The 17,733-nt window shown below is 70.8% G+C and carries 15 protein-coding genes and 1 pseudogene; 8 read left to right on the top strand and 8 right to left on the bottom strand.

Annotated features, from left to right (window positions below; translation table 11 throughout):
- Nucleotides 1-98 precede the first annotated feature (98 nt).
- Nucleotides 99-539: a DUF6542 domain-containing protein gene (locus tag ACFWTC_RS19820; RefSeq protein WP_384028251.1), complete on the top strand. Its 441-nt coding sequence runs from the start codon at nt 99-101 to the stop codon at nt 537-539.
- A gap of 25 nt (nt 540-564) precedes the next feature.
- On the opposite strand, the gene ppgK is transcribed toward ACFWTC_RS19820, so the two are convergent.
- A complete protein-coding gene (ppgK, locus tag ACFWTC_RS19825; RefSeq protein WP_383917774.1) occupies nt 565-1,302 on the bottom strand; it encodes a polyphosphate--glucose phosphotransferase in 738 nt (245 codons plus the stop codon).
- A 21-nt stretch (nt 1,303-1,323) separates the two neighbouring features.
- Complete coding sequence (locus ACFWTC_RS19830) at nt 1,324-2,328, bottom strand: 4-hydroxy-3-methylbut-2-enyl diphosphate reductase (RefSeq protein WP_383917771.1); 1,005 nt, start codon at nt 2,326-2,328, stop codon at nt 1,324-1,326.
- Nucleotides 2,329-2,414: 86 nt separating this feature from the next.
- Between ACFWTC_RS19830 and ACFWTC_RS19835 the strand changes: the two genes are divergently transcribed.
- The 4 genes from ACFWTC_RS19835 (at nt 2,415) to ACFWTC_RS19850 (ending at nt 6,233) form a co-directional block, all read left to right on the top strand.
- A complete protein-coding gene (locus ACFWTC_RS19835; protein WP_383917768.1) occupies nt 2,415-3,848 on the top strand; it encodes an APC family permease in 1,434 nt (477 codons plus the stop codon).
- Nucleotides 3,849-3,965: 117 nt separating this feature from the next.
- On the top strand, nt 3,966-5,261 hold the full coding sequence (xseA, locus tag ACFWTC_RS19840; protein WP_384028252.1) for an exodeoxyribonuclease VII large subunit: 1,296 nt from the start codon (nt 3,966-3,968) through the stop codon (nt 5,259-5,261).
- A gap of 54 nt (nt 5,262-5,315) precedes the next feature.
- A complete protein-coding gene (locus tag ACFWTC_RS19845; RefSeq protein WP_360867719.1) occupies nt 5,316-5,534 on the top strand; it encodes an exodeoxyribonuclease VII small subunit in 219 nt (72 codons plus the stop codon).
- Nucleotides 5,535-5,639: 105 nt separating this feature from the next.
- The gene (locus ACFWTC_RS19850; protein ID WP_383917763.1) at nt 5,640-6,233 is read left to right on the top strand and encodes a malonic semialdehyde reductase; all 594 of its coding nucleotides are present in this window, start codon (nt 5,640-5,642) and stop codon (nt 6,231-6,233) included.
- Between the two features lie 257 nt (nt 6,234-6,490).
- On the opposite strand, the gene ACFWTC_RS19855 is transcribed toward ACFWTC_RS19850, so the two are convergent.
- Nucleotides 6,491-7,021 carry a DUF4245 domain-containing protein gene (locus ACFWTC_RS19855; protein WP_383798256.1) on the bottom strand — a complete coding sequence of 177 codons (531 nt, stop codon included), beginning with the start codon at nt 7,019-7,021 and terminating at the stop codon, nt 6,491-6,493.
- 236 nt (nt 7,022-7,257) lie between these two features.
- Between ACFWTC_RS19855 and glpX the strand changes: the two genes are divergently transcribed.
- Entirely contained in the window at nt 7,258-8,289 is a 1,032-nt protein-coding gene (gene glpX / locus ACFWTC_RS19860) for a class II fructose-bisphosphatase (protein ID WP_031144369.1), read from the top strand.
- A gap of 229 nt (nt 8,290-8,518) precedes the next feature.
- On the opposite strand, the gene ACFWTC_RS19865 is transcribed toward glpX, so the two are convergent.
- Nucleotides 8,519-8,917, bottom strand: a complete 399-nt coding sequence (locus tag ACFWTC_RS19865) for a WhiB family transcriptional regulator (protein WP_383917760.1) — start codon at nt 8,915-8,917, stop codon at nt 8,519-8,521.
- Between the two features lie 583 nt (nt 8,918-9,500).
- A complete protein-coding gene (locus ACFWTC_RS19870) occupies nt 9,501-10,205 on the bottom strand; it encodes a DUF1707 domain-containing protein (RefSeq protein WP_383917757.1) in 705 nt (234 codons plus the stop codon).
- Between the two features lie 138 nt (nt 10,206-10,343).
- Here ACFWTC_RS19870 and ACFWTC_RS19875 point away from each other — a divergent pair, with 138 nt between their 5' ends.
- Nucleotides 10,344-12,023, top strand: coding sequence for a fumarate hydratase (locus ACFWTC_RS19875; RefSeq protein ID WP_383917755.1), 1,680 nt, complete (start codon nt 10,344-10,346; stop codon nt 12,021-12,023).
- A gap of 346 nt (nt 12,024-12,369) precedes the next feature.
- Here ACFWTC_RS19875 and ACFWTC_RS19880 read toward each other — a convergent pair whose 3' ends face one another.
- The gene (locus ACFWTC_RS19880) at nt 12,370-12,717 is read right to left on the bottom strand and encodes a zinc ribbon domain-containing protein (RefSeq protein WP_384074273.1); all 348 of its coding nucleotides are present in this window, start codon (nt 12,715-12,717) and stop codon (nt 12,370-12,372) included.
- 176 nt (nt 12,718-12,893) lie between these two features.
- Between ACFWTC_RS19880 and ACFWTC_RS19885 the strand changes: the two are divergent.
- A pseudogene (locus ACFWTC_RS19885) lies at nt 12,894-13,645 on the top strand (IS5 family transposase); the annotation flags it as partial.
- A 742-nt stretch (nt 13,646-14,387) separates the two neighbouring features.
- Here the strand turns inward: ACFWTC_RS19885 and ACFWTC_RS19890 are convergent.
- Complete coding sequence (locus ACFWTC_RS19890) at nt 14,388-15,995, bottom strand: trypsin-like serine protease (protein WP_384028256.1); 1,608 nt, start codon at nt 15,993-15,995, stop codon at nt 14,388-14,390.
- A 415-nt stretch (nt 15,996-16,410) separates the two neighbouring features.
- Nucleotides 16,411-17,733, bottom strand: a 1,323-nt coding sequence (locus tag ACFWTC_RS19895) for a trypsin-like serine protease (protein WP_384074275.1), incomplete at its 5' end; no start/stop codon positions are given.

Here is a 17,733-nt window from a genome sequence, read left to right on the forward strand (position 1 = left end):
GGCCGCCCGCCTACTTTGGTGACGTGGAGCAATACAGGACGCGACCGGCCCCTCACCCCCAGCGACCCCCGGCCCAGCGCCGGCGGCCGACTGCCGCCGTGCCCGCCGTCCAGGGCGGCGCGCCGCGGCTCGCGCTCGCGCGCCGGCTGCCCCGGCCCCGGCTGACCGGGCTCGGCGGCGGGCTCTTCTCGACCGCCGCCATGGTGCTGGTCGCGGGCTTCTGCTGGCTGCTGTTCGACTCTTCGCTCTTCGTCTACGGGCTGCTCTTCCTGCCCGTAGCGGCCGCCACCGCCCTCTGGGTGCGGCCCGCCGACCTGATCACCGCGCCGATCACCGCGCCCATCGCCTTCGCCGCCGGAGTGTGGCCCGTCGCGGGCGGCTCCGGCGGCTTCGGCGGTCATCTGATGGGGCTGGTGTCCGCACTGTCCCTGCACGCCGGCTGGCTGTACGCGGGGACGCTGGCGGCGGCGCTCATCGCCGTCGTGCGCAAGGCCGTGCTGATCGGCAGGCGGCGGACGCCCCGCCGGCCCGGCACCTAGGCACCCGCGCCGGACCGCCCCGCCGTCACTGCTTCGCCGCCATCGCCGCCCCGACGATGCCCGCGTTGTTCTGGAGCTTCGCCGGGACGATCTCCGCCCTCACGCCCTCGATGAGAGGCAGGAACTTCTCCGGCTTGCGGCTGACGCCGCCGCCGAGGATGAACAGGTCCGGGGAGAACAGCATCTCCACGTGCTCCAGGTACTTCTGCAGGCGGTGGGCCCAGTGCTCCCAGCTGAGGGCGCCGTCCTCCTTCGCCTTGACCGACGCCCGCTTCTCCGCGTCGTGTCCCTTCAGCTCCAGGTGGCCCAGCTCCGTGTTCGGAACCAGGCGCCCGTCAGTGAACAGGGCGCTCCCGATGCCCGTGCCCAGCGTGAGCAGGATGACGGTGCCGCCCCGGCCGCGACCGGCGCCGTACGTCATCTCCGCGACGCCCGCCGCGTCCGCGTCGTTGAGGACCGTGACGGGCAGGCCGTCCAGCTCCCGCGAGAAGAGGGCCGCCGCGTCGACGCCGACCCAGCTCTTGTCCACGTTGGCCGCCGAACGGGTGACGCCGCCCGTGACCACCCCCGGGAAGGTGACCCCGACCGGGCCCGTCCAGGAGAACGCGCGGACCACCTCCGCGACACAGCCGGCCACCCCGTCGGGGGTGGCCGGCTGCGGTGTCAGTACTTTGTGGCGCTCCTGCGCCAGATCGCCCCGGTCCAGGTCCACGGGGGCGCCCTTGATCCCCGAACCGCCGATGTCCACACCCATGATCTGCATGGACATACCGTACGAAAAGAGTTACTTGTCGGCGACCAGTTCGGCAGCTTCCGCACGAAGGTCGCGGCGCAGCTCCTTCGGCAGCGAGAAGACGATCGACTCCTCGGCCGTCTTGACGATCTCCACGTCCGCATACCCGCGCGTCGTGAGGAAATCCAGCACTTCCTCGACCAATACCTCCGGCACCGAGGCGCCCGAGGTCAGGCCGACCGTGGTGACGCCCTCCAGCCAGGCCTCGTCGATCTCGCTCGCGAAGTCGACGAGGTACGCCGCGCGCGCGCCCGCGTCGAGCGCGACCTCGACGAGGCGGATGGAGTTCGAGGAGTTCTTCGAGCCGACGACGATGACCAGGTCGGAGTCGGCGCCCATGACCTTGACGGCCGCCTGCCGGTTCGAGGTGGCGTAGCAGATGTCGTCGCTGGGCGGCGAGACGAGCAGCGGGAACCTGGTCTTCAGCGCGTCGACCGTCTCCATCGTCTCGTCGACCGACAGCGTGGTCTGGGACAGCCAGACGACCTTCGACTCGTCGCGCACCTCGACGTTCGAGACGTCCTCGGGGCCGTCCACGATGGTGATGTGGTCCGGGGCCTCGCCGGAGGTGCCGATGACCTCCTCGTGGCCCTCGTGGCCGATGAGGAGGATGTCGAAGTCCTCGTTCGCGTACCGGATGGCTTCCTTGTGCACCTTCGTGACCAGCGGGCACGTCGCGTCGATCGTGGCGAGCTTGCCGCGGGCGGCCTCCTCGTGCACCACCGGCGCCACGCCGTGCGCGGAGAACATGACGATGGAGCCCTCGGGCACCTCCTCCGTCCGCTCGACGAAGACGGCCCCCTTCTTCTCCAAGGTCTGGACCACGTACTTGTTGTGGACGATCTCGTGGCGGACGTAGACCGGCGCGCCGTACTGCTCAAGGGCTTTCTCGACGGCGATCACGGCTCGGTCCACGCCCGCGCAGTAACCGCGGGGGGCGGCGAGCAGGACGCGGCGGGAAGCGGGAGCAGGGGCGGGAGCAGTCATGTGGTCCATCGTACGGGGGTCCCTGAGAGGCCGGACGTCGCCCGTTCGGCAGAAACTTGGTCGAAAGCGTGTCCCGCCCATCGCCCGGAGGACGGATGGCGTCCGTGACGGATTCCAGCAAGGCGGCGCCCGCCGCGCTGCGGCGGACCCTCGGCTTCCGGGACCTCGTCGTCTACGGGCTCCTCTTCATCGCCCCCATGGCCCCGGTCGGCGTCTTCGGCGCCCTGGACGCCGCGTCGCACGGTGCCATCGCGCTCGTCTACGTCGTCGCGACGGTCGCGATGGCGTTCACGGCGTTCAGCTACGCGCAGATGGTGCGGGTGGCCCCGCAGGCCGGCTCGGTCTTCACGTACGCCCGCAAGGGCCTGGGGGAGGGGCCGGGGCTGATCGCCGGGTGGATGGCGATGCTCGACTACCTGCTGATCCCGGCGGTCGCGTACCTGTTCTCGGGGATCGCGATGAACGCGCTGGTCCCGGAGGTGTCGCGGTGGGTGTGGACGGCGCTGGCCGTGGTGGTGACGACGCTGCTGAACCTGCGGGGCGTACGGGCGGCCGCGCGGGTGGGCTTCGCGGTGCTGGCCCTGGAGATCGTGGTCCTGTTCGTCTTCCTGGTCGCCGCGGTGACCGCGCTGGCGCAGGGCGGGGCGCGGCGCGACTGGCTCTCACCGCTGACGGGCGACGGCTCGCTGGGCTTCTCGCTCGCGGCCGTGCTCGGCGCGGTGTCGATCGCGGTGCTGTCGTACCTGGGCTTCGACGCGATCGCCTCGTTCGCGGAGGAGGTGACGGGCGGCAGCGCGAAGGTGGCGCGGGCGGTGCTGTTCTGCCTGGCGCTGACGGGAGTGCTGTTCGTCGCGCAGACGTACCTGGCGGCGCTGCTGTCGCCGCTGACGGCGGCGGAGCTGGCGGCGCGGCCGGTGGAGCAGGGGCCGGCCTTCTACAACACGGTGGAGTCGGCGGTCGGGCCCTGGCTGCACGACCTGGTCGCGGTCAGCAAGGCGATCGGGGCGGCCTTCGCGGCGCTGGCGGGGCAGGCGGCGGCCGGGCGGCTGCTGTTCGCGATGGCCCGGGAGCGCCGTCTGCCGCGTGCGCTGGCCCGGACGTACGGCGGGACCCCGCGCCCGGCGCTGCTGGTGGCGGCCACCGTCACCCTGGTCGCCGCGGTGTGGGCGGCGCGGCGCGACGACGGGCTGGACCACCTGGTGTCGGTGGTGGACGTCGGGGCGCTCGTCGCGTTCACCCTGCTGCACGCCTCGGTGGTGGGCTGGTTCGTGGTGCAGCGGCGGGAGGGCCCGCCGAACTGGCTCAGGCACCTGGTGGTGCCGGTCCTTGGTGCGGCGGTGACCGTCACGGTGATCGTGGAGGCCTCGTGGACGGCGCAGCTGGTGGGGGCGGTGTGGCTGGCGGTCGGTCTGGGCGTGCTCCTCGTGCAGCGCGGGCGGCGCGGCGGCGGGAACCCGGGCGCGGACGGCGGCGGGGACGGCGGCCCAGGCGCGGGCCCCGGGACGGGCCAGACGGCCGGGAGCGCGTAGGCGGCGGCCCGGGGCGGTCCGCCGGGCTGCCGCCGGGCTGCCACGGCGCGGTCCGCCGGGCGGCGACACCCCGGCGGACCCTGAGACGCTGTCACCCGGGCCGGATAGCCTGCGTGCATGGGTCTGAATACGTCGGCCGAGGCGCCGCTGCCGGTAGGCCAGGTGTCCCGGCTCATCGGGGGCTGGATCGACAAGCTCGGCCAGGTGTGGGTGGAGGGGCAGATCACGCAGCTCTCGCGACGGCCGGGAGCGGGGGTGGTCTTCCTGACGCTGCGCGACCCCTCGCACGACATCTCCGTCAGCGTGACCTGCTTCCGCCAGGTCTACGACGAGGTCGCGGACGCCGTCTCGGAGGGCGCGCGGGTCGTCGTCCTCGCCAAGCCGGAGTGGTACGCCCCGCGCGGGCAGCTGTCCCTGCGGGCGACCGAGATACGGCCCGTCGGCATCGGCGAGCTGCTGGCCCGCCTGGAGCGGCTCAAGCGGTCCCTCGCCGCCGAGGGGCTGTTCGCGCTGGACCGCAAGAAGCCGCTGCCCTTCCTGCCCCAGCTGATCGGGCTGGTGGTCGGGCGGGCGTCGGCGGCCGAGCGCGACGTACTGGAGAACGCCCGGCGCCGCTGGCCGGCGGTCCGCTTCGAGGTGCGCAACGTGGCCGTCCAGGGGGTGCACGCGGTGCCCCAGGTGATCCAGGCGGTCCGGGAGCTCGACGCCCTGGCCGAGGTGGACGTGATCATCGTGGCGCGCGGCGGCGGCAGCGTGGAGGATCTGCTGCCCTTCTCCGACGAGGAGGTCGTACGGGCGGTCGCCGCGGCCCGCACCCCGGTCGTCTCCGCCATCGGCCACGAGCCGGACTCCCCGCTGCTCGACCTGGTCGCGGACCTGCGGGCCTCCACCCCCACGGACGCGGCGAAGAAGGTGGTCCCGGACGTGGGCGAGGAGCTGGAGCGCGTGCGCCAGCTCCAGGATCGAGGCCTGCGCGCGGTACGCGGTCTCCTCGACCGGGAGGAGAGGGGGCTCGCGCACGCCCTGGCCCGGCCGGTCTTCGTGCACCCGCAGCGGATGGTGGAGACCCGGGAGGACGAGGTGGACGCGCTGCTGGCCCGCAGCCGCCGCACGCTCGGGCACCTGCTGGACCGGGCCGACTCGGAGCTTTCGCACACCCTGGCCCGGGTGGTGGCCCTGTCCCCGGCCGCGACCCTGGAGCGCGGCTACGCCGTGCTCCAGCGGGCCGACGGGCACGTGGTCCGCTCGCCGGAGGAGGTCGCGGAGGGCGAGGTGCTGCGCGCACGGGTGGCGGAGGGCGCCTTCTCCGTACGGGCCGTCGACCCGGTCGGCGAGGCCGGAGGGACCACACCGGCCGGAGGGACGACAGAGGCCGCGGCGCCGGGAACGGCCGCCGCACCGGCTTCCGGATAACGACACACTGCCGCAACGAACGCGTCGGACAACGAACCTAGGGTGGAAACGGGAATGGCAGAGGCCGAGACGGCATTGGGGTACGAGCAGGCCCGCGACGAGCTCATCGAGGTCGTCCGCAAGCTGGAGGCGGGCGGCACCTCGCTGGAGGACTCGCTCGCGCTCTGGGAGCGCGGCGAGGAGCTCGCGAAGGTCTGCCGGCACTGGCTGGAGGGGGCCAGGGCCCGCCTGGACTCGGCGCTCGCGGCGCGGGAGGCGGCCGGCGAGGAGTGATCCCGGTCACCGCCGGGGCGATTTAGTTGAAAGTTCACCTACTTTCGCCGTAGAGTCGAGGACATCGCTTCATCGCTTCACCTCCGTATGGAAGAAGGCTTTCCGATGTCTCTCGTTCTCGACCCCGCCGCCCAGGACCTGCTGTTCCGCGAGGCCCGCACGGCCAACTCGTTCTCCGACGAGCCGGTCACCGAGGAGCAGGTCCAGGCGATCTACGACCTGGTGAAGTTCGGCCCCACCGCTTTCAACCAGACCCCGCTGCGCATCACCCTGGTCCGCTCCCCCGAGGCCCGCGAGCGCCTCGTGAAGCACCTCGCCGAGGGCAACCAGGCCAAGACCGCGGCCGCGCCGCTCGTCGCGATCCTCTCCGCGGACAACGAGTTCCACGAGGAGCTCCCGACCCTGCTCCCGCACTTCCCGCAGGCCAAGGACCTCTTCTTCGCCGAGCGTCCGGTCCGCGAGCAGTCCGCGCTGCTGAACGCCGCGCTGCAGGCCGCGTACTTCATCGTCGGCGTCCGCGCCGCCGGTCTGGCCGCGGGCCCGATGACCGGCGCCGACTTCGGCGGCATCCAGAAGGAGTTCCTGGACGCCGACCACACCCCGCTGATGGTCGTCAACATCGGCAAGCCGGGTGAGGACGCCGTCGGTTTCCCGCGCTCCCCGCGCCTGGAGTTCGACCAGGTCATCACCACCGTCTGAGTGCGGTCGGCGCCCGCCGCCGTACGTACGCCGAAGAGGCCGCGCCCCCTCAATTCCGGGGGCGCGGCCTCTTCGGCGTACGCGGCGCGTCGTGGGTGCGGGGACGGCCGGGCCCGGCGGGCGCCGGCCCCCCGCGAAGGGCGGCACCGAAAGGCAGCACCGCGGATGCCAGCCCCACGGGCGTCACCGGGCGGGCGGGCCCCACCCGCCCGGTGACGCCCGCCCGGCCTCACCCGCCCGGTGTCATCCGCCGACTGCTACCCGCCGGCCGTGGCGCCCTGCTTGAACTCCAGGGCCGACGCCATCGCGCCGAGCTGCTCGAAGGAGGCCGTCCCGGTCACCACCGTGACGAAGCCCTGGTCCTGCTTGACGAGGGCGTCGTACTTCTCGCCCTCCCAGCGCTCCCAGGCCGCGTCGCCGACCTGTTGCGTCTGCCCGGTGGCCTTCGCCTGCTGGGTGACCCGGCCCAGGTACTTCACGGAGACGTCGGTGGACTGCTCCAGCGCCACGTACTCCTGCTTCGGGTCCAGGAAGCCCAGGTGCCAGGCGTCGGCGTTCTTGCGTTCGTACGTCACCGAGGTCGCGCGCCACTCCGCCGGTAGCCCGACCGGGACCGCCAGGGGGTACGGCGCCGCACGGCGGGCCGTGATCGTCTCCACCCGGTAGTCGACCGTGCGCGTCGGATCGGCCTTCTCGTCATGGGGGATGAAGAGATAGATCCCCGCCACGACGAGGCCGATCACCCCCAGCGACCGGACCATGTCCCAGACCGTCTGCTTGCCTTTCATACCTGCCACGGGACCATCGTCCCGCATCGCCGGCGGCGATCACCGCCGGGGTGGCCCCGAGCGGGCGCGCGCCGGCGGCCCGGCGGGCGGGAGCGGACCACAAGACGTCCGCACTGGCCAATCGGCTGACCGATATCCCGCTCATACGTGCCCCGGCCTGCTCAATATGTCGACGTACCGATAGAGTTCGGGCACCCTCACATCCCGGCCGTCGTCGTACAGAAAGGTGCGCTCCGATGACCGAGCACAACCTGCCGCCCCAGCTCGAAGTCTCTCCCGAAGCTCCCGACCGCAACCTCGCCCTGGAACTGGTCCGGGTCACCGAGGCCGCCGCCATGGCCGCGGGCCGGTGGGTCGGCCGCGGCGACAAGCTCGGCGCGGACGGCGCCGCGGTCAACGCCATGCGGACCCTGATCTCCACCGTGTCGATGAACGGCGTCGTCGTCATCGGCGAGGGGGAGAAGGACGAAGCCCCCATGCTCTTCAACGGCGAGCGGGTCGGCGACGGCACCGGCGCCGAGGTCGACATCGCCGTGGACCCGATCGACGGCACCACCCTGAACGCCAAGGGCATGCCGAACGCGATCGCCGTCCTGGCCGCCGCCGACCGCGGCACCATGTTCGACCCGTCGGCCGTCTTCTACATGGAGAAGCTGGTCACGGGCCCGGAGGCCGCCGACTTCGTCGACATCAACGCCCCCGCCTCCGTCAACATCCGGCGCGTCGCGAAGGCCAAGAACATGGCCGTCGAGGACGTCACCGTGGTCATCCTGGACCGCCCGCGCCACGAGGGCATCGTCAAGGAGATCCGCGAGACCGGCGCCCGCATCAAGTTCATCTCGGACGGCGACGTCGCGGGCTCGGTCATGGCGGTGCGCGAGGGCACCGGTGTCGACCTGCTCCTCGGCATCGGCGGCACGCCCGAGGGCATCATCTCGGCGTGCGCCATAAAGTGCCTCGGCGGCACGATCCAGGGCAAGCTGTGGCCCAAGGACGAGGCCGAGCGCCAGAAGGCGATCGACGCGGGCCACGACCTGGACCGGGTCCTGCACACGAACGACCTGGTGTCCGGCGAGAACGTCTTCTTCGTCGCCACCGGCATCACGGACGGCGAGCTGCTGCGCGGCGTCCACTACCGCTCCGAGACCGCGACGACGTCCTCGCTGGTCATGCGCTCGAAGTCGGGCACGATCCGGCAGATCGACTCGACGCACCGGCTGTCCAAGCTGCGTGCGTACAGCGCGATCGACTTCGACCGGGCCCAGTAGGCCCGCGGGCCCAGACGGAACGCAACAGCGAGAGGGGCGGTCACCGCGTGCGGCGGTGACCGCCCCTCCGGCGTGCGTACGGGACGTCGGTGCGGGAAGTCGTACGGGGGTCGGCGCAGGAGTCGGTACGGGTGCCTCGCGCGCCCGGCGGTGTCCGGGCGGGGGTGTGGCGCGTGGGACGTGGGACGTGGCGCGGGGGACGGGTGCGTCGGCCGTGGGGGCGGCGGACTCAGCCCGCCGCGGCGATCGGCCCGGTCCCCGGGGCCTGACGCAGCTCGGCGGACCGGCGGCGCATCCGGGCCAGCACCACGCGGCGCTCGGCGGCGGTGAGGCCGCCCCAGACGCCGTACGGCTCGGGCTGGAGCAGCGCGTGCTCGCGGCAGGCGACCATCACGGGGCAGCGGGCACAGACGCGCTTGGCGGCCTCCTCGCGGGAGAGCCGGGCCGCGGTCGGCTCCTTGGAGGGGGCGAAGAACAGCCCCGCCTCGTCGCGGCGGCAGACGGCGTCCGCGTGCCAGGGGCCGTCCCCCGCCCTGGCCGGTACCCGCGGCTTCGGCACGGCGGCCGGGCGCCCGTGGAGACCCTGAACGGCGGCTACCTGCAGGGACTGATGCGGCGGATGCGGCACGGTCTACTCCTGACGACGTATACGCGAGCGAGAGACGATGCACCTGTCCCTACCCGCTGGGGGCTCCCCTATGCACGGAGTGCCACCGGGCGCCGGAGGTTCGTCCGAAACGCGATCCCGCGCGCGCGGGCGCCGGACGGCGCGCACCACCGGGGCGGGGGGCCCGCGAAGGCCCCCGTCGCGGCGCGTGAGCGGGCACACGGGCGCGGCCGGGAACCGGGGCGGTGCGGGGCCGCTCCCCCGGCGGTCGTGGCGCGCGGGCCGGCGGGGCGGCGCGGGCGCGGGGGTGACCGCACGCGCACGCCCCCGCGCGCGGGGCGCGGAGCGGGCCGGAGAACGGGGCTCCGACGGCGCCGGAACGGCCCGGGCCGGCCCCGGCGGCCCTCCGGGCACCGCCCGGCCGTCAGGCCGGAACTCGCCGTACCGGGCCACGGGTTCGGGCCCCCGCCGGGCCGGCGGTAGGGCCCCGCCCACGCCTGGGCGGCGGCCGTCGCCGGGACGGCGGGGCGGGGCGTGAGCGGGTCGGCGGGACGGCAGGGAGGACGTGAGCGGGGGCGAGGCGGGACGTCAGCGGGGCGGCGGGTCAGCCGTCCAAGCGCTTGCGGAGCTTGTGGGCCAGGTCCACCAGGCGGGAGCCCAGCTTCGGCCGCGCCTCGATGTTGCCCAGGAGCGCGAAGCCGCGGACGATCACCACCGGGGCCTGCGGATCCGTTTCCCCGCGGGCCTCGCCGCGCACCTCGAAGTTGCCGAGGACGCCGCTGCCGTAGCCGCGCAGGGTGACGTTCTCCGGGACCACGACCTCGACGTTGCCGAGCACGCACGTCACGTTGATCTCGGTGACCTGCTGCTCGAAGACCGCCTCGGTCAGGTCGATGCTGATGTCGCCCATCACCGAGACGGCGCGGGTGTGCGCCCCCGGCCGCCAGCGGCCCTTGCGGGCGGAGCTGCTGCACACGGCGACGACCGTCTCCGCCGGGCCCGCCGACGCGCCGGAGGACCCGAGCGCGCTCGCGGGCGCGGCGGGGGCGCCGCCGGGCGCGGGCAGGTCGCGTACGAGGACGTCCAGCTCCCCCACCGTCTTCACGGCGTAGAGCACGTCGAGGCGCTCGGAGTGCTCCTCGGCGGTCAGCCGGCCCTCGGCCACGGCGTCGCCGAGGATCTGGGCGATCCGGTCCCGGTCGGCGTCGGACGCGCGCAGCCCGCCGGGGGCCGGTGCGGGCGCGGAGGCGGGCACCGGGGCCGGGGCGGGCGCGGGTGCGGGGGCGGCGGGGTGCTTTTCCAGGTCCACGCCGCCCAGCATAGCGAGACACGATAGATCGCGATACTGGCGAGTGAGCCTTACCTCACAGGCACCGCCCGTCCGGAAGGTCCTACGCTGGTGGACTGCGCTGCCAATTGGTCGTCAGTGCTGTCTGCCGAGTGAGGAATGGCCCCAATGCCGGAGTTCGCGTACACCGACCTGCTGCCCCTGGGCGAGGACAACACCCCCTACCGGCTGGTGACCGCCGAGGGCGTGTCCACCTTCGAGGCGGACGGACGTACGTTCCTCAAGGTGGAGCCGGAGGCGCTGCGCCTGCTCGCCGAAGAGGCCATCCACGACATCCAGCACTTCCTGCGCCCCGCGCACCTCGCGCAGCTGCGCCGCATCATCGACGACCCGGAGGCGAGCGCGAACGACAAGTTCGTCGCCCTGGACCTGCTGAAGAACGCGAACATCGCGGCGGCCGGCGTCCTGCCGATGTGCCAGGACACGGGCACGGCCATCGTGATGGGCAAGCGCGGCCAGAACGTGCTGACTTCAGGAGGCGACGAGGCGGCCCTCTCCCGCGGCGTCTACGACGCGTACACCCGCCTCAACCTGCGCTACTCGCAGATGGCCCCGATCACCATGTGGGAGGAGAAGAACACCGGCTCGAACCTGCCCGCGCAGATCGAGCTGTACGCGACCGACGGCGGCGCGTACAAGTTCCTCTTCATGGCCAAGGGCGGCGGCTCCGCCAACAAGTCCTTCCTCTACCAGGAGACCAAGGCGGTCCTCAACGAGGCCTCCATGATGAAGTTCCTGGAGGAGAAGATCCGCTCGCTCGGTACGGCGGCCTGCCCGCCCTACCACCTGGCGATCGTGGTCGGCGGCACCTCCGCCGAGCATGCCCTCAAGACCGCCAAGTACGCCTCCGCGCACTACCTGGACGAGCTGCCCCGCGAGGGCTCCCCGCTCGGCCACGGCTTCCGCGACGAGGCGCTGGAGCAGCAGGTCTTCGAGCTGACCCAGAAGATCGGCATCGGGGCGCAGTTCGGCGGCAAGTACTTCTGCCACGACGTCCGCGTGGTGCGCCTGCCCCGCCACGGCGCCTCGCTGCCCGTCGCGATCGCCGTGTCCTGCTCGGCGGACCGCCAGGCCACCGCGAAGATCACCGCCGAGGGCGTCTTCCTGGAGCAGCTGGAGACGGACCCGGCGCGCTTCCTGCCGGAGACCACGGACGAGCACCTCAGCGAGGCGGCGGACGTCGTCTCCATCGACCTGAACCGGCCGATGGACGAGATCCTGGCGACCCTGACCCGGCACCCGGTCAAGACCCGGCTGTCCCTGACCGGCCCGCTGGTCGTGGCGCGCGACATCGCGCACGCCAAGATCAAGGAGCTGCTGGACTCGGGCGCGGAGATGCCGCAGTACCTGAAGGACCACCCGGTCTACTACGCGGGCCCGGCGAAGACGCCCGAGGGCTACGCGTCGGGCTCCTTCGGCCCGACGACGGCCGGCCGCATGGACTCGTACGTGGAGCAGTTCCAGGCGGCGGGCGGCTCCAAGGTCATGCTGGCCAAGGGCAACCGCTCCCAGCAGGTGACGAACGCGTGCGGCACGCACGGCGGCTTCTACCTCGGCTCGATCGGCGGCCCGGCGGCGCGGCTCGCGCAGGACTGCATCAAGAAGGTCGAGGTCCTGGAGTACGAGGAGCTCGGCATGGAGGCGGTCTGGCGGATCGAGGTCGAGGACTTCCCGGCCTTCATCGTCGTGGACGACAAGGGCAACGACTTCTTCACTTCGCAGGAGCCCTTGCAACCGACGTTCACCAGCATCCCGGTCCGCGGCCCCGGGCTGGCGTAACCAGGCATCCGCACGCCGAGAGCCCCCGGCATCCGCCAGGGGCTCTCGGCGTGGTGGTGGTTCCAGAGAAGGCCGCTTGCCGTGCCACCGGGTCGTTGGAGCGGCAGCAGATCGATCCAGTTACTTCCACTTGTGGGTCCTCCGGGCCGGGAGAATGAACTCAACCTCCGGGGAAGGCCATTGATGGCCGGCGGGATGGTGGAGACCCCCGCCATCGGTCATCCCGGCCGCCTCGGGCACAGCGACAAGAACGCGCCGCGAACCGTCCTCCGCGCGCCCTACGGACACGGCGCCCTCGTCCGCTTCAATTTCTTCCCTCAGTCGTTCGACTTTCTTCGACTGGCATTCATGCTGCCCAGTAGCGCTCGACCTGAACATCGGTCTTGACACGTCCGGCAAGGTAATCGGATTCAAGCCGCTCCAGGATCGAAGCCGCTTCGGCAAGTTCGACTTTGACTTCGCTGACGGAGTTTCGTGCGCGTTCCATGACAGGCAGCGGCCCGAGCGTGAGCTTCACGAATGACTCGACAGCAGCGTCGAGGTCATCCCGACGGATACGACTCGGGTGGGCACATGTGCCGGTATTGACGCCGTTACAGCCGTAATAATGATGCACGTAACCGTTCGGCTTCACCTCTCTGTTTGAGGACATTCGCGCACCGCAACTCTGGCAAGTGGCGACACCACCGAGCATGGACCGCGAGGGTACGGACCTCCTCACCGGACGGTCACGTTTGAGCTCTGCCACAAAGTCAGACCACTCCCCGAAATTCATAAGAGCTCGTAACGCGATCTTGATGAGATGCTCTGGTCAGCCGTGACCGGTGTGACGATTCGGCCGTTCGGGGTGATGTGAGTACTCGGCCGTGGATCGTGGACGACGACTTGTGGGCGCTGATCGAGCCGCTGCTGCCGCCCTGGCCGGCGAGGTCACCAGGGCCGCGGCCGGTGGCGGACCGGTTGTGCCTGCAAGGCATCTCGTACGTGCTCTGCAACGACATCGCGTGGCAACTCCTGCCGCCTGAGTTGGGGTTCGGCTCGGGGCAGACCTGCCCGTGGCGCCTGGAGCGGTGGCAGCAAGCCGGGGTCTTCGACCAGCTGCACCGCATCCTCCTCGCCGAGCTGAACGCGGCCGGCCGGCTCGACTGGTCCAGAGCCTGCGTGGACGGATCCCACATCCGGGCGAAAAAGGGGGCGCCGACACCGGTCCGCCGCCGGTCGACCGGCGGAAGACGGGCAGCAAGCACCACCTGATCTGCGACGGACGCGGTACCCCGCTCAAAGTCATCACGACCGCGGCGAACGTCAACGACGTCACCCAGACCCTCGCCCTGGTCGACGGCATCCCACCGGTGGCAGGCCGTCCCGGCCGGCCCCGCAGGCGGCCCGAGGCCCTGCTCGGAGACAAGGGCTACGACTCCAACCCCAACCGCGATGAACTGCGCAAACGCCGGATCCTGCCCGTCATCTCCCGCAAGGGATCCCCGAACATCAAGGGCATGGGCAAGCTCCGCTACGTCGTGGAACAGACCTTCGCCCTGCTCCACCAGTTCAAACGACTCGCCGTCCGATGGGAACGCCGCACCGAACTCCACGACGCGTTCGTCTCCCTCGCAAAGGCGTGGCCGAACTCGGCTTTCCCGAAGCCAAGGACACGTGCGTGGGAGACCACAACGGCTATCGATAGGACCAGCCGGAGCAGGCCCATGCTGTTGTTCCGGCCGGTCAGCAGTTCGGCGACGGTGCCGTGAGACCACCGCAGCCGCCGTCGAGGAGTGCGGCTATCCACGCGCAACGCCTATCCCTTGTATTAATCAACCGGCAGAGGTTGCCGGGCTGCGGACTTGGATGTCCAACCGCATCCCGCGCAAGTGGCACACATCACCATGATCGGCGCGGATGGCCCGGCGCATGGGTTCAGACGGTCAGAGTGGTTGAAATTTTCAGTTCCTCAGGCTGTCTGTGGAGGTGCTGAGAGAGGAGGAACGGCGCGGTCGGCCCAGCGAGGCTGCAGCTGAGTGAGAAGGCAGAACAGGTCTTACCTCATAGACCAGGCATTCCTGGATCAAGTATTAGATTCTTGTCGGCTGATATCGCCGGTGCGAGCGGCGACATCGCTCGGGCAGGTCGCGGCCGCGTCGGTACCGTGGCAGCCGGGCAGCCAAGAACCTCTGCTGAAGCCGGCGAACTCACCGGCCGCGTTCGGGACCCCGGCAGACCAGGTACGGATTCGTTGTCCGGTTTGGCGTGTTCCTGTGGAGTGCTGGGGCGGACACCCGGCGAGCCTTGTGGTGCCCGCCCCCGTGCTCTCACGCTGACGTGCGTTTTCCCGCTACTGCTGACCACCTGGGGCCAGCTGGGGAACTACAGGGTGCCGGTGATGGTGATGTTGCCGGCAGTGCCCTTGATACCCGTGAGGGGCACTGGCGCCGTGGGGGCCCAGGTGCGGTCGGCACGGCGGCTGGTGTGGAGGGGCTGGTTGGCCGTGGTCACGACGGCGACCTGCAGTTCACCGTTCACATGGGTGGTGCTGACAGACCTCGTGGTGATCTGGCCGAGCACGCTGCTGAGGCTGGTGAAGGGGTCCCAGTTGCCGGTGTTCTTGCGCAGGGCGTGGTATTGGCGAGTGCCACTGTCAGTGACGATCACAATATGGGCATCGGTTCCAACGCCGGCCATTGCCACGGATGTGACGGGACCGGTGGCGCCGGCCACCTGCGCGATGTCTCCCCATCCGCCCCAGTGGCCACTGGTAGCGCGGATGGTGTGGAAGACCTTGCCGCCGCTCACGGCCGCGACCTGAAGCTGGCCCGCGACGCTGGCCGTGGCGACGGAGCTGACAGACCCGATCGGACCTGCGGCCGCGGAGATGTCACCGAAGCCAGCCCAGTGTCCGGAGGCGGTACGAATGGTGTGGAAGACCTTGCCCCCCGCGACGGCGAGGACGTGGAGGTCATTGCCGACGGAGACGGCGGAGACGGAAGTGACGCCTGTGAGGGATCCGGCGACCTCGTTGATGTCGCCGAAGCCGGTCCAGGAGCCGTCGATGGAGCGAACGGTGTGGCGGAGACGGCCGTCGCCTCCGACCGCGATGACATGGGTGTCGCTGCCGACACCGGCAGCGGTCACTGCGCCGTTCTTGATCCCCCCGATGTCACCGGCCTGGGACTGGACGTCGGTCAACGCGGTCCAGGATCCGTCCGGCAGCCGTACCCCCTGGTAGACGCTCACACCGGTCTGGATGAGCGCCGAGGTCTTCCAGCCGTCGACCTGGGCCAGGATCTCCGTCCGCGTCCAGTCCTTGAGGTCGTCCGCGCGCGAGGCGACGGCGCTGGTGCGGGTTTCCGTGGCGGGGGTGCCAAGGCACCCGCCCTGCCAGGAACGGCTGCTGATACCGGCCAGCTCGCCCTTGCTGTTGACCAGCGGGCCGCCGGCATCGCCGCGGCAGATGGAATCAGCGCCCTTCCCCGTGAGAGCCAGCGTCGTGGCACCGGCGGAGGTGACACCAAATGCTGCGGTGTGGACCTTCCCGGGCACCCAGTCGGTCTTGGTACGCCCGAACCCGGCCGCGGACACCGCCGCGTTCACTGCGGGCTGTGCCGGGGCGAACTTGATGGGGGTGATGCCGGCGACAGGCTTGGACAGCTTCGCGAGCACCACATCACGGTCACTGCGCGCCACGATGCTGACCACGTCGAGGACGGTCTTGTCGATGGTGGCCGTGGTCTTCAGCTCGGGCTTGCCCGTCAGGACCTGTGCGCCAGGGGACTTCGCGAAACAGCTTGCCGCAGTCAGTACCCAGCTCGCGTCGACGAGAACGGCGGAGCAGGCGCGGCTGCTGGCCTCGTCCCCGATGTTCAGCTGCGCGGTGTGGGTGTACTGCCCGGCGGTGGCGGGCGTTCCGACCGAGGCCAGGGCCGAGCCCGCGGGCATGAGCGCGGTGGTGCCTGCGACGGTCAGGGCCGTGGCCATCCATCTGGTGCGCGGACGTATCTGGGGCATGATTTTCCTAAGGTTCTTCTCGGAGAGAATATGGGCGGCAGGCGCCGAAGGCGTCATGCCTGTACTCGGCAGGGCGGGCTCGTGGCTCCTCGGAGGTCCGGACCTCCAGAAGCATGTTTCTTCCGCAGCGCCGACAGAGATGTCGACCTGCGCGGCAGAAATTGTGCCCCTTGTCTCCGAAGACCGCAGGGACCTCCAGGCCGACGTAGCCCGTACTGTTACATCACGGACTTACGCGATCTTTCGAGCATGTTCTGCCAGTGGTGTGCAGGTCAAAGGAGGTAACCGCGCGCGTCGCAGTCGGCCCCACCTGGGGGTGGGGCCGACATGCTTGCTCACGTCGTTGGATCCTGCCTTGACTGAAGGCTGGACCCGGGTCTTTGCGTCAGTTGGTGCCGGTGATGCTGACAGCGCCGACGCTGCCGGTGGTGCCCTGGAGGTTTATGGGGGTGACCGGGCTCCAGGTGAGGTCGGTGTGACCGATGGTGTGCAGCGCTTTGTTGTCTGCGGTGGTGACGGCGAGCTGGAGTTCGCCGTCGACGGCGGCCGCAGCGACGGACTTGGCGGTGACGGTGCCCAGGACGCTCTTCAGATCACCGTAGGGCGCCCAGTTGCCGTTTGCGTAGCGTACGGAGTGGTACTGGCGGGTGCCGTTGTCGGTGGCGATGACGATGTGGGCGTCGTTGCCGGCGCCGTCCATGCTCACCGAGGTGATGGGTCCGGTGGTGCCGGCGACTCCGGCGATGTTGCCCCAGCCGCTCCACTGTCCGTTGTTGCCGGTGTGGTAGGCCTTGCCGCCTGCGATGGCGGTGATCTGGAGCTGGCTCCCGGTGCTGGCGGTGGCTGCGGCCGTCACGGAGCCGATCGGCCCGGCGAGACTGGAGAGGTCGGCGAACTTTGTCCAGTTGCCGTCCGCCTTGCGGGTGGTGATGAACACCTTGCGGTCGGCGACCGCGACGACGTGGACTTCCATGCCGATGGAGGCGGTGGAGACCTGGGTCAGGTTGCCGAGAACGCCTGCGGCGGTGCCGACGTCACCGAAGGTGCCCCAGGTTCCGTCCGCCTTGCGGACGGTGTGGAACAGGACGCCGCTGTTGCTGATCGCCAGCACATGGGTGTCACCATCGATCCCCTTGGCGGCGGCACTGCGGATACCGCCGATGTTGCCGGCCTTGGCCTGCACGTCGGTAAAGCCGGTCCAGTAGCCGTCGGACAGTCGAATTCCCTGGTGGACACTGGATCCGGCCTGGATGAGGGTTTCGGTCTTCCAGCCAGGGGACAGCACACGGGTCTGCTCGATCCACGCACCGAGGTCATCCACCCGGGCGGCCACGGCGTTGGTACGGGTCTCAGTCGGGCTGGTCCCCAGGCAGCCACCCTGCCAGGACCGGCTGGCGAGTGCGGTGACCTCGCCCTTGCTGTTCAGGACGGGACCACCCGAGTCACCCTTGCAGACGGTGTCGGTGGTCGCGGCCTTGCTGGTCAGCGCGTATGAGGTTGCGCCGGCGGAGGTGAGGGTGAACGCGCTGGTGTGGATCTTGCCCGGCACCCACTCGGTCTTGGTGCGCCCGAACCCGGCGACAGTGACGGCTGCGCCTTGGGCGGGCGCGGCAGCGAGCTTGGCCGGGGTGATGTTGGTGACAGGCTCGGCGAGCTTCGCCAGGACCACGTCGCGGTCGGCGCGGGAGGCGAGTTCAGTGATCTCGCG

Origin of the sequence: Streptomyces sp. NPDC058619 (assembly GCF_042717785.1) — a bacterium.
In the GTDB taxonomy this organism is placed as follows: domain Bacteria; phylum Actinomycetota; class Actinomycetes; order Streptomycetales; family Streptomycetaceae; genus Streptomyces.

Excerpts from the sequence above, each read along its gene's own strand:
- ppgK (WP_383917774.1), bottom strand. The coding sequence starts at position 1,302 with ATGCAGATCATGGGTGTGGACATCGGCGGTTCGGGGATCAAGGGCGCC.
- ACFWTC_RS19830 (WP_383917771.1), bottom strand. The coding sequence starts at position 2,328 with ATGGACCACATGACTGCTCCCGCCCCTGCTCCCGCTTCCCGCCGCGTC.
- ACFWTC_RS19835 (WP_383917768.1), top strand. The coding sequence starts at position 2,415 with ATGGCGTCCGTGACGGATTCCAGCAAGGCGGCGCCCGCCGCGCTGCGG.
- xseA (WP_384028252.1), top strand. The coding sequence starts at position 3,966 with ATGGGTCTGAATACGTCGGCCGAGGCGCCGCTGCCGGTAGGCCAGGTG.
- ACFWTC_RS19845 (WP_360867719.1), top strand. The coding sequence starts at position 5,316 with ATGGCAGAGGCCGAGACGGCATTGGGGTACGAGCAGGCCCGCGACGAG.
- ACFWTC_RS19850 (WP_383917763.1), top strand. The coding sequence starts at position 5,640 with ATGTCTCTCGTTCTCGACCCCGCCGCCCAGGACCTGCTGTTCCGCGAG.
- ACFWTC_RS19855 (WP_383798256.1), bottom strand. The coding sequence starts at position 7,021 with ATGAAAGGCAAGCAGACGGTCTGGGACATGGTCCGGTCGCTGGGGGTG.
- glpX (WP_031144369.1), top strand. The coding sequence starts at position 7,258 with ATGACCGAGCACAACCTGCCGCCCCAGCTCGAAGTCTCTCCCGAAGCT.
- ACFWTC_RS19875 (WP_383917755.1), top strand. The coding sequence starts at position 10,344 with ATGGCCCCAATGCCGGAGTTCGCGTACACCGACCTGCTGCCCCTGGGC.
- ACFWTC_RS19880 (WP_384074273.1), bottom strand. The coding sequence starts at position 12,717 with ATGCTCGGTGGTGTCGCCACTTGCCAGAGTTGCGGTGCGCGAATGTCC.
- ACFWTC_RS19890 (WP_384028256.1), bottom strand. The coding sequence starts at position 15,995 with ATGGCCACGGCCCTGACCGTCGCAGGCACCACCGCGCTCATGCCCGCG.